Source organism: Psychrobacter sp. CMS30, assembly GCF_904846565.1.
Classification (GTDB): Bacteria; Pseudomonadota; Gammaproteobacteria; order Pseudomonadales; family Moraxellaceae; genus Psychrobacter; species Psychrobacter maritimus.
On record NZ_CAJHBF010000019.1, the window covers coordinates 56896 to 67378 of the forward strand.

The 10483-nt window shown below is 43.5% G+C and carries 10 protein-coding genes and 1 pseudogene; 4 read left to right on the forward strand and 7 right to left on the reverse strand.

What is annotated here, in order from left to right:
- Positions 1-62: 62 nt before the first annotated feature.
- Entirely contained in the window at positions 63-632 is a 570-nt protein-coding gene (locus JMX94_RS10405; RefSeq protein ID WP_201565271.1) for a methylated-DNA--[protein]-cysteine S-methyltransferase, read from the forward strand.
- A 130-nt stretch (positions 633-762) separates the two neighbouring features.
- Here the strand turns inward: JMX94_RS10405 and JMX94_RS10410 are convergent, their stop codons facing one another.
- Positions 763-1512, reverse strand: a complete 750-nt coding sequence (locus tag JMX94_RS10410; RefSeq protein ID WP_201565272.1) for a YebC/PmpR family DNA-binding transcriptional regulator — start codon at positions 1510-1512, stop codon at positions 763-765.
- A gap of 359 nt (positions 1513-1871) precedes the next feature.
- Here JMX94_RS10410 and JMX94_RS10415 point away from each other — a divergent pair, with 359 nt between their 5' ends.
- Positions 1872-2702 (forward strand): ion transporter, encoded by an 831-nt coding sequence (locus tag JMX94_RS10415; RefSeq protein WP_201565273.1) that lies wholly within the window; start codon positions 1872-1874, stop codon positions 2700-2702.
- Between the two features lie 52 nt (positions 2703-2754).
- On the opposite strand, the gene JMX94_RS10420 is transcribed toward JMX94_RS10415, so the two are convergent.
- Together JMX94_RS10420 and aroQ are read right to left on the reverse strand one after the other, a co-directional pair.
- Positions 2755-4056 carry an AarF/ABC1/UbiB kinase family protein gene (locus JMX94_RS10420; RefSeq protein WP_201565274.1) on the reverse strand — a complete coding sequence of 434 codons (1302 nt, stop codon included), beginning with the start codon at positions 4054-4056 and terminating at the stop codon, positions 2755-2757.
- A gap of 233 nt (positions 4057-4289) precedes the next feature.
- Entirely contained in the window at positions 4290-4865 is a 576-nt protein-coding gene (aroQ, locus tag JMX94_RS10425) for a type II 3-dehydroquinate dehydratase (RefSeq protein WP_201565275.1), read from the reverse strand.
- Positions 4866-5403: 538 nt separating this feature from the next.
- On the opposite strand from aroQ, the gene JMX94_RS10430 reads away from it, so the two are divergent.
- The gene (locus JMX94_RS10430; RefSeq protein ID WP_011513806.1) at positions 5404-5619 is read left to right on the forward strand and encodes a cold-shock protein; all 216 of its coding nucleotides are present in this window, start codon (positions 5404-5406) and stop codon (positions 5617-5619) included.
- Positions 5620-5955: 336 nt separating this feature from the next.
- A pseudogene (locus JMX94_RS10435) lies at positions 5956-7109 on the forward strand (DEAD/DEAH box helicase).
- Positions 7110-7240: 131 nt separating this feature from the next.
- Here JMX94_RS10435 and JMX94_RS10440 read toward each other — a convergent pair.
- From JMX94_RS10440 to murB, 4 genes are all read right to left on the reverse strand, one after another.
- Complete coding sequence (locus tag JMX94_RS10440) at positions 7241-8221, reverse strand: sulfite exporter TauE/SafE family protein (RefSeq protein ID WP_201565276.1); 981 nt, start codon at positions 8219-8221, stop codon at positions 7241-7243.
- A gap of 170 nt (positions 8222-8391) precedes the next feature.
- Positions 8392-8622: a cbb3-type cytochrome oxidase assembly protein CcoS gene (gene ccoS, locus JMX94_RS10445; RefSeq protein WP_201565277.1), complete on the reverse strand. Its 231-nt coding sequence runs from the start codon at positions 8620-8622 to the stop codon at positions 8392-8394.
- A gap of 173 nt (positions 8623-8795) precedes the next feature.
- A complete protein-coding gene (locus tag JMX94_RS10450) occupies positions 8796-9575 on the reverse strand; it encodes a YdcF family protein (RefSeq protein ID WP_374220416.1) in 780 nt (259 codons plus the stop codon).
- A partial coding sequence (gene murB / locus JMX94_RS10455; RefSeq protein WP_201565280.1) for a UDP-N-acetylmuramate dehydrogenase occupies positions 9559-10483 on the reverse strand: 925 nt, incomplete at its 5' end. The genes murB and JMX94_RS10450, both read right to left, overlap by 17 nt.

Consider the following 10483-nt stretch of genomic DNA (forward strand, 5'->3'; position numbering starts at 1 on the left):
TTGGTAGTTTTTTTCAATGAATAAATAAGCGTTAAAAATATGAGTGTTTAGAGGGAAGAATCATGATAGTCACCATCGCAGCTGTTGAGTCGCACCAGTTAGCACTGATTGCTAGTGCGCATAGCAGCAGCCCTAAGCTGGTCGAAGTCAATTGGCTGCAGGTGGGCGATTCTTGGCACAGCTCAAAATCCATTCCTAAACTTAAAAAGCATTATGGGCTTGTCGATCAAGATTTTACCTTTATCGCTCAAAACAGCCTAAGCAAAGACGTGCCTGCTCAAGCGCTACTTATAGAAGCGATAGCGCAATTAATCACGTATTTTGAGGGTAAGCGTCAAGTATTTGATTTGCCATTAGATATAAGCTTAGGCACTGAGTTTCAACAACAGGTATGGCGGGCGTTACAAGGCATCAAGCATGGTGAAACGATTAGCTATGCCACACTGGCGCAGCGCGTAGGTAATCCTAAAGGCTTTCGTGCGGTTGCTAATGCCAATGGTAAAAACCCTTTTAGCATCATTATTCCTTGTCATCGAGTAATTGCCAGCGATGGTAAGCTGGGTGGTTATACAGGCGGCTTAGATAAGAAAGCGTATTTGTTAGCGCTGGAAGGGGTGAGCTACAAAACTTAGTATGGAAAAAGCGCTCATCACCCGCGCTTAAACACTAAAAAAGGCGAAACATTAAATATGTTTCGCCTTTTTATTAATAATCGATAAGGTGTTGATAAATGGTTATATTGCTTAGAAACTATTGCTCGAACTACTGCTCAAGCTGCGCCATAACCTCATCTGAAAAAGTCACATTACTATAAACTTCTTGCACATCGTCGATATCTTCTAACATATCAATCATCTTGATGACTTTTTCGGCATCTTCAACGTTGTCTATCTCAGCGCTGGTAGATGGTGACATAGTCACTTCAGCATTGTCAGAGACCAGACCAGCCGCATTGAGCGCATCTTTGACTTGACCGAAACTTTCCCATTCAGTGATGACCAGTAGTGACTCGCCGTCGTTTTCGATATCAAGTGCCCCAGCGTCTAAGGCCGTTAGCATAACTTCTTCTTCTAAGCTGATATCGTTAAAGGTGATTTCGCCGCGCTTGGTAAATAGATAAGCCACTGAGCCTGAGGTGCCAAGGTTGCCTTCGTTTTTGGTAAAAGCATGACGCACTTCACTGACCGTACGGTTCAGGTTATCAGTCAAGGTTTCGACCAATACTGCGACGCCGCCGACACCATAGCCTTCGTAGCTGACCTCATCCATATTATCATTGTCATCGCCGCCTGTACCACGAGCAACCGCGCGATTGATGGTATCTCGTGTCATATTGACTGACAGTGCTTTTTCGATAACGGCACGCAAGCGCGGGTTTTTATCAGGGTCGGGGTCACCTTGCTTGGCAGCAGAAACAATTTCACGAATAATTTTGGTAAAGACTTTACCTTTTACCGCATCCTGACGGGCTTTACGGTGTTTGATATTTGCCCATTTTGAATGGCCTGCCATATGACATCCTTAAGTTTTACGTGTTATTTATAGTGCGGATAAAAAAGTTGTTAGGACTATACATCAGTAACAACTTTTTATACCTGATGAGGTATTCTTATTATATGATTGTGCTGTTAATGCAGTGTAATAGACCTATCAGCCAGTTAACGATTTGTATGTCGTTTGGTGCGCTTTTTTGCTACACTGCTATTTTCTATATTTTGGCCCATCATCAATTCTGACGATGACGGTCGAGAGCAACAATATTTGCAATATTATAAACCACTTTAGCGCATTTTGACCAACCTTAGCTTGTCCATGCCAGCCTAAAACGTTCGGTTCTATATAACCATTGATCTTGTGACTTTATTGACTCTATGAAGCAACCAACTGCCGAAGCCATTACTCATTTGCGTAACCGCATTCATATTATTATCGAAGGCACGGATACCCGTTTGGGTAAGCTGTTTGATATCGTATTGCTGATTGCGATTTTGGCCAGTGTCGGCGTAGTGATGCTAGATAGTGTGCTGTACATGCGTTTGCAATATGGCACCATATTTCGCTATGCAGAATGGTTTTTTACCATTTTGTTTACCATTGAATACATCTTAAGGCTATTTTCAGCGCCCAATCGCTTTCGTTATACTTTTAGCTTCTTTGGGATAGTGGATTTATTGTCGGTATTGCCAAGCTATTTAAGCTTGATATTTGGTGGTGTACAGTATTTGCTCGTGATTCGTATACTACGTATCTTGCGTATATTTCGCGTGCTCAAGCTCAACACTTATATGCAGCAGGCAGGTTTTCTTGCCTCAGCGCTTAAAACCAGCCAGCAAAAAATCACGGTATTTTTCTTATCCTTGGTATTGCTGGTGACTATTTTTGGCTCGGTCGTCTATGTGGTAGAAGGGCCGGAAAATGGTTTTACCAGTATCCCAATCTCTATTTATTGGGCGGTGGTAACGGTTACTACCACTGGCTATGGCGATATGTCCCCAAAAACGCCCATCGGACAAGCAATTGCATCTATGGTCATGATTACCGGTTATGCGATTATTGCCGTACCGACGGGTATCTTTACCGCTGAGCTGGCACGTAATATGCGTCCACAGCTCAATCCTATTGCCTGTCCAAACTGCGGAAAATTCGGCCACGCTGTAGGAGCAGATTTCTGCGATCGCTGCGGTCATGCCCTGCATGTTTAGTGTTTATTAACGCGACTTATATGGCTTTTTAAAATTATCGGGCTTCTAAGTACTAATAGTCTATATATTCAGCAACCAGTGGCGATAAATCTATCACCACACCCAGATTGACCAAATTCCAATACTGACCCGAAATCGTACGGTCAAGCATCATCGTCGTCGCTGATGGCTGAAACTGACCAAAATACTTTAAAGAAGTACGCATTTGGGCGATGGCTTCGTGATGGGTCTGGCTGCTACCGAAATTAAATGCACTTTCTTGATAAGGCTTTACGGATAAAGGCTTAAGGCCAATCTCTAGCCATTTCTGATAAAACTCACCCGGCACAACTTTCTCGTCATCACGGCGAATGTCTAGGGCGATTAAATCTTGCTCAAGCGCGGTCACGTCACCCTTTAAAGCATGCTTGGCAAAACGGCGAAATAATTGTACTTCGCTATGGCTATAACTGCGAATTCCGCCAAAATCATAAGCGACCACACTGCCATCGGTGCGAAAGGCAAAGTTGCCAGGGTGTGGGTCACAGTGCATGCGGTATAAACCAAATAGTTGCCCTGCGCTAAAATGGAACAGGCGCTCAGCAATTTTTTGCTTGATGGCATTATCCCACGTAGCGGCGACCGTGAGCGTTTCACCCATCTCTTCGGTTAAGGTCAAAATCCGTCTGGATGAATGACTACCAATCACTTTAGGAATAATAAGGCCGTCGTCGTCTGCATGAAACGCACCAAATACTTGGAGGTTGTGCGCCTCTTTAATATAGTCGAGCTCATCGTGCAAGCTTTGGCGAATCTCGTGAAATAACTGCTCTTGTAATTGTTTACTCATATTGAGCACGCCGGCTATTTTTAACGCCATGCGTACTTGCTTCAGGTCGCTATCACAGTTCTCATCGACATCAGGGTATTGAACCTTTACCACCACCCTTTGTCCAGATGGCAAAACGGCTCTATGCACTTGCCCGATTGAGGCGGCGGCAAAGGGTGCTTCTTCAAATTCAGTAAATAACTCAGCAACTGGTGCGTTAAGCTCACGCTCAACTTGGGCACGTATCTGCGCATACGGCATCGGCGGTGCATCTTTTTGCAGCTTCTCTAAAGCTGTTGCAACTTCCGGCGGAAACACATCTTTATATTGCGAGGCGATTTGACCCACTTTCATCACCGCGCCTTTCATTTCGCCAAGGGTTTCAGCTATCTGAACACCGACGTCTTGCATCAGCTCTGAGCGCGCTTGTAGACGTTTTTCTTCGTCACTTGAGAGATGCTTTAATGAGTTTTTTGCAGCTTTGCCGGCAATACTGGCGGTCATGCCAGCGAGTTTCATAAAGCGTTTTCCGGACGATTTTGCCATTCATGTCACCATATAGTGGGTTTATTTACTAAGCCCTAATGTTATTATTTTAAGCAAAGGATTGCTGTTTAACTAGTGTGCCAAAAAATGTGCCAAAAGCAACAGTATGCGTATCTTAATGCTGCTTATAAGTTATAGATTGTCGCTTATAACTTAACAGTATGACGGTTTTTTATTGGTTAATAAACAAGGTTTCAATAAGGTTTTAATAACAAGCATCAAGTGATAAATCATTAGCTGTCTAACTTCAAATCATAAGTATGAGTCAGCCAATAATCTAATGCCATCTGATAGCCTAAATGCCCTAAGCCGCAAATAACGCCGACGGCTATATCACTAAAATAAGAATGCTGCCGGAACGATTCACGGGCGTGAACATTGGACAAATGCACTTCTATAAAGGGTTTTTGTGTTGCCGATAGTGCATCCCGTATCGCAACCGAAGTATGAGTAAAGGCAGCAGGATTGATAATAATCGCATCTACTTGCGCTGCTGACTCTGCTAACAGACCATAATGTTGAATCTCATCGACAAGCTCGCCTTCATGGTTTGATTGAATGCAAATCAGCTCAATGCCATATTTGGCTGCCCGTGCGACCAAATTTTTCTCAATATCAGCAAGGGTTGTATGACCATAAATCTCAGGCTCACGTTTACCCAATAAATTTAAATTAACACCATTGATAAGCAACAGCTTATACGTTTTGGCGTTTGCACTTATATTGTTTGAACTTATGTCATTTGAACTTATAAGAGTTTCTTGATTAGAGGTTTTGTCGGTCACTGTTGGCTGAGAAGGTGTGGTCATAATAGTCTCTATCTTTATAAAGTGGTATTTTATTTATAAGTATTGTTGTCGTTATCGCTATGGGTCAATAGTAGGGCCGTATAAGATAACTTTGCTATAAGGTTTTAAGAGTAAAGTTATCTGAAGAATAAAACTAGCCAAATAGATAAGCCCTTATCCTTTTATCATAACAGCTTGGCAGCCATGTAATAAAAAATAACATGAAAAATTATCCTAGGGGCTAAAAATCATGTTAAAAGTCTTTATGTTGCTAAAAACCCGTGCTATGATATTTTTTACGCAACAAATATTACCTATTTGTTGCTAATGTCAGTTAGGTTGATTATTAAAGTGCATAAAGCAATTTTGATATGAACCTACACTGACCATAGTAATTTTACTATAGGCTGCATCATAAAGAGGGTAATAACACGCTTTATGTGCAGATGATGGTATGTAGAGTAGCACTCTTACATTTTGATTTCATAATCTTAAACCCCGTTTATATGCAATGTCGCAAAGGAATTTGGGGTTAAGTGACTTTTTAGGAAGTAATATTATGTCAGCTCGTGAGCAAGGTATCGTTAAGTGGTTTAATGACTCAAAAGGCTTTGGTTTCATTCAACGTGATAGCGGCGAAGATATTTTTGTCCATTTCCGCGCAATCCAAGGTGATGGTTATCGCTCTCTAAAAGATGGCGAAAAGGTTGAGTTCAGTGTGGTAGAAGGCGATAAAGGCCTGCAAGCTGAAGAAGTCAGAAAAGTAGAAGAGTAATCGCTACAGTCATTAGCGCCGTTCAGCTATAATGTCTGTACAAACTACTGATATACTACTGAGTCAAGCCCGTCTTGTCTTACCTATGTTGAGTTGAACGCAGCATATTTGGTAAGTTTAGGCGTTGGGCTTGGCTTTTTTATGCTTATGAGTTTTATAATTTTTCTGATTAGAGATTGCGGACTGGGCTTTTTTTAAGTAGTAGCTTCTAATCACAATATTTCCTACTCACGACAGATAGTCGTATTATAAAACCAACGCCTATCATGAGCTTTTATTCATTTAAGCTTTTATTTATTAATAATAGACAAGCGATTCACACACAAGGATATTTTTTTGAGTACTTTTAAGACGTTTACGGATTTGCCGTTATCAAACCCTACCTTACGTGCCGTGAGTGATTTAGGTTTTACTGAATTGACGCCCATTCAAGCACAGATATTACCTCATACATTGGCAAATCAAGACGCCATCGGACAGGCGCAAACGGGTACTGGCAAGACGGCAACGTTTTTACTGACCATTATGGAGGCGTTACTGAAACGTCCTTTTGCTGCCGATGAAGAACGTTATTTAGGTGAGCCACGTGCCGTTGTTATGGCGCCAACCCGTGAGCTTGCCCAGCAGATATTTGACGACTGTATTGCTCTGACCAAATATACCTCGCTACACAGCGTGTGTATCATGGGTGGCACCAATTATGAAACCCAGCAGCATGAGCTTGAGCGCCAATATGTGGATATCTTAATTGCCACTCCAGGTCGTTTGATTGACCTAATGCACAAAGGCATGGTCTATCTAGATCGCGTCGAAGTGTTGGTGTTAGATGAAGCCGATCGTATGCTCGATATGGGTTTTATCCCAGATATCAAGCGCTTGGTTGGTCGTATGCCGCCAAATACTGATCGTCAAAGCTTGTTGTTTTCTGCCACCTTTAACCAAGATGTGATGAATCTCGCTTACCGCTGGTTGCATGAGCCAGAGTTTGTAGAGATTGAGCCTGAGCATAAGACCAGTGAATTGGTCGATCAGCATTTTTACTTATTAACCGAAGATCAAAAACTAGCAGCGGTCGAACGTATCATCACTGATAGCACAGTCGAGAAGGTGATTATTTTTGCCAACCGTAAAGATCAGGTTAAGCGCTTGTATCATAAGCTGCGTCAGGGACATAGAATCGTCATGTTATCAGGCGATGTGATTCAGCAAAAGCGCGAAAAATATCTGCAACGCTTTAAAGATGGTCATGCTTCTGTGTTGGTCGCAACCGATGTGGCAGGACGCGGTATTCATGTTGATGATGTCAGCCATGTGATTAATTATACCTTGCCAGGTCAGCCGGATGATTACGTACACCGTATCGGACGCACTGGACGCGCGAGACAACCGGTATCAGTATTAGCTTCGTCAGCGAAGATGATGCCTTTAATATCCCAGCATTAGAGAAGCATTTAGATACCAAGTTTAGCCTTGAGCAGTGGCAGGAATAATAGTACAACCAATCTTGCTTTGATAATTATTATTGAGCGAACAGTTTTACTAACCTTGCTGCATAAAAAAGCCCTCAACGTCATGTGATGTTAAGGGCTTTTCTTAAAAGTCAATCATGACTTTTATGCTGTTATTGAGAAGATTCTGTTATAGCTTCACGATGATGGCTATTCATGTCTTGCTCATCTGGCATAGTGTCCATGTTGTGATTCATGTTGTGATTCATGCTGTTATCTGCATTATGTTCCATATTGTGCATACTATGATCCATCGTGCTATCCGTAGCGGGTGCCATCTCGTGCTGCATGTTACTCATATCATGATGGGCAGCTGTAGTTGCCGTTACCGTAGAATCATTGCTATCAGCCATCATGGCGGAGTGGTTGCCATGACTCATTTGTGCATTTCCATGCCCCGCGCCGCCGCCGTGTCCACCATGCATGCTAGCCATTATCATAGGGATAAATACCACTGCTAACCCCGATAAAACCATGATAGCGCCATTAATTTGTCTTAAACGTAGGCGTCCAATTTTCTCACGTAGCCAACCAACCGTTTCATGGGTGGCAACCAACATCGGCACTGTCCCCGAACCAAAGACAAACATCAATGCTGCACCGCCCAATGGGTTATGAGCAACGACGGCAATAAGTAGCGCACCGTAAACCAAACCACAAGGTAAGAACCCCCATAATAACCCTGCCGCTAAAGCACGCGGGAAGGTATTAAGTGGAAATACTTTTTGGCGTAGCGGACTCAGATACTGCCAAAAACGCATGCCGACACGCTCAAGCTTGGTTAAAAATGGCGCGCCAAGCATCGTGACACCAACAAATACCAATACCAAGCCCAATAAGATACGAGGCGTACTATTGCCTTTCATTAATGGCTCTAAAACAGTGGTACCCACAAGTCCGGCGACCAAACCTAAAAATGCGTAACTGCTTAAACGCCCGAAGTGGTAGGTGGCTATCAAAGCGCGGCGCTTAGCAGGGCTCACATCTTTCATCGATAGACTAAATGCTGCTACTAGCCCGCCACACATGCCTAAGCAATGCGGTGAACCAAAAAATCCCATTAGTAATGCCGCAACAAGTAAAGCTGTGGTCATGGGGAGTCTCTCCTAAAAATAGTAAAGCGTGAGCCTATTTTTATCATTTATCTAAAAAAATGATAAAAGCAGTCACGTATAAATGAGATATGGAAGGCTATATGTTTGAATTTTATTGATAGCTATTTGCTTTATTAAGACGATATCCGTAAAAGGTGAATCGGTAGCACTCAATCGTCGGCTTTGTTGGAGTCTGCCGTGTCATCAGCTTGCGGTATATCGTCACTAGGCGTATGAGCTTGAATCGTTTGCCGACGTTCTTGACGGTCATCCAAAATAATACGCTGTGACGCATTATCTAAGTCCTCAAACTGGTTTGATTTGACCGCATAACGTATTGCCCAGATGGCGACCACGAACAGCATTAAACTTAAGGGAATTAATAAAAATATACTGAGCATGGCAAACCTCTTCAATAGCAGTTTCTTATATTATACACTTATTGCAAGTGTTATAAATGTTCTATAAATACTAAAAGTGAGACAGTGGATAATGGGGCAATAATAGTCGTCTGATGATACTAATCTAATGATGCTAATTTAATAATACTAGGTCAGAAAATGCCAGCTAAGCGTTATTCAGTAGGCGTTTTTACGGCATTGCCTCTAGGGGTTAAGAGTTGCTGCGAGGTCACATCCTTAGCATGCCGACAGTTTGCTTGGGGGCGTATCACATCACGTAAGTAGGCGGCGACTTCATAAACTGCCCGCCGCGAATGACTTAAGTTCTGTGCCGGTTCCATCCAATCGCGTTTGACCGGTAAAGGCGCATTGATTGGGGTACTATTGATGCCGTTTAGGGCAAACTGTCTCCTTGCCCGCGCCATATGATAGCTATCGGTAATCAGGTACACATGATATAGAGGAATACGCTTAGCAGTAAAACGCGCATTTTCACAGGTATTCATACTGGCATTTTCGCTGATGAGCCCATCAATACCGTGTTCAATAAGCCACTGACCAAGCCAAGGCGCCTCAGCACCACTCAGTACAATAGGTAGTGGCAAATCATGATAGGCGGTTGCCGCCGTACGGGCGCGGTTGAGGCTATAACTGTTTAGGATGGTTTGATTGTTATTGTCATTGGTCAGACCGCCGCCCAATACCACATAGGCGGTCGGTGGAGAGCTCATGGCGGCAGGCGGCATCTTTGGTAAAGGTAAATGGGCTAAAAGGTAAATCACTGCTTGTGAAAATAGCGGGGTAAATAAACTGATAATAACGAGAATAACAGCCGTTGAACCCAGCAAAAAGGTGGCATTTATAATTCGAAACAGCTTTATCATACGCTCAGCTGAACGTAAGTAAGAGCGCCATAAGCGCTTAGACCATGATCGTTTAGACCACATGCTCATCAAATCCAATAGAGCCGTCAGCATTTACCCAAACTGGCTCGCGTGATAATTCAATCGCAAATATCTCAGAGACAATATTGGCAATATGATTTTGAGCCTTTGCCACATCTGCTTGCGTCGCTTGATAAGGGCTGTGATTGGTCAACACCAAGGCTTGCTGCTGATGGGTCATAATCGGCGCTAAACCGCCACCTTTTAAACCAGATTGTTCAATCAACCAGCCAGCCGCTACCTTGACCATGGCATCCGGCATTGGATAGCCAACGATGGTAGGGTGAGCGGATTGTAGCGCTATAAATTGCGCTTGAGGAATAATAGGGTTCTGAAAAAAACTGCCGCAATTAGGGAGCTGTTTAGGGTCGGGCAGTTTTTGTTGGCGAATATCTATAATCGCCTGCATGACATCAGCAGGTACGGGCTGCACGCGCCCTTGCTGCTCTGCATAGCGCTGCGCGACCGTCTGCACATCGCCATAGCTAGCAAGAATTTTACTGGCATCGGTATGCAGACGAAAACCCACGCGAGTGATCAGCCAAGTATTGGGCGCACGCTTAAAGAGGCTGTCGCGGTAGCCAAACTGGCAGTCTGCTGCTGTTAGATGATGCCAAGTTTGGGTTGGCAGATGATAAGCACGAACATACTCTAAGCAATCTTCTAATTGCACACCGTAAGCACCGATATTTTGTACAGGCGCCGCTCCCGTCAGACCCGGTATCAATGCCAAGTTTTCAAGTCCATACCAACCTTGAGCCACGGTATACATCACCAAATCATGCCAGTTTTCACCGGCCATCACTTCGATATCGACATGACTGTCTGTTTGCGCCGTCATAGTGATACCGTGCATTTGGGGACGTAAGACAATCGCATTTAGATGCGCTGGCAATAAAACATTGCTACCACCAGAA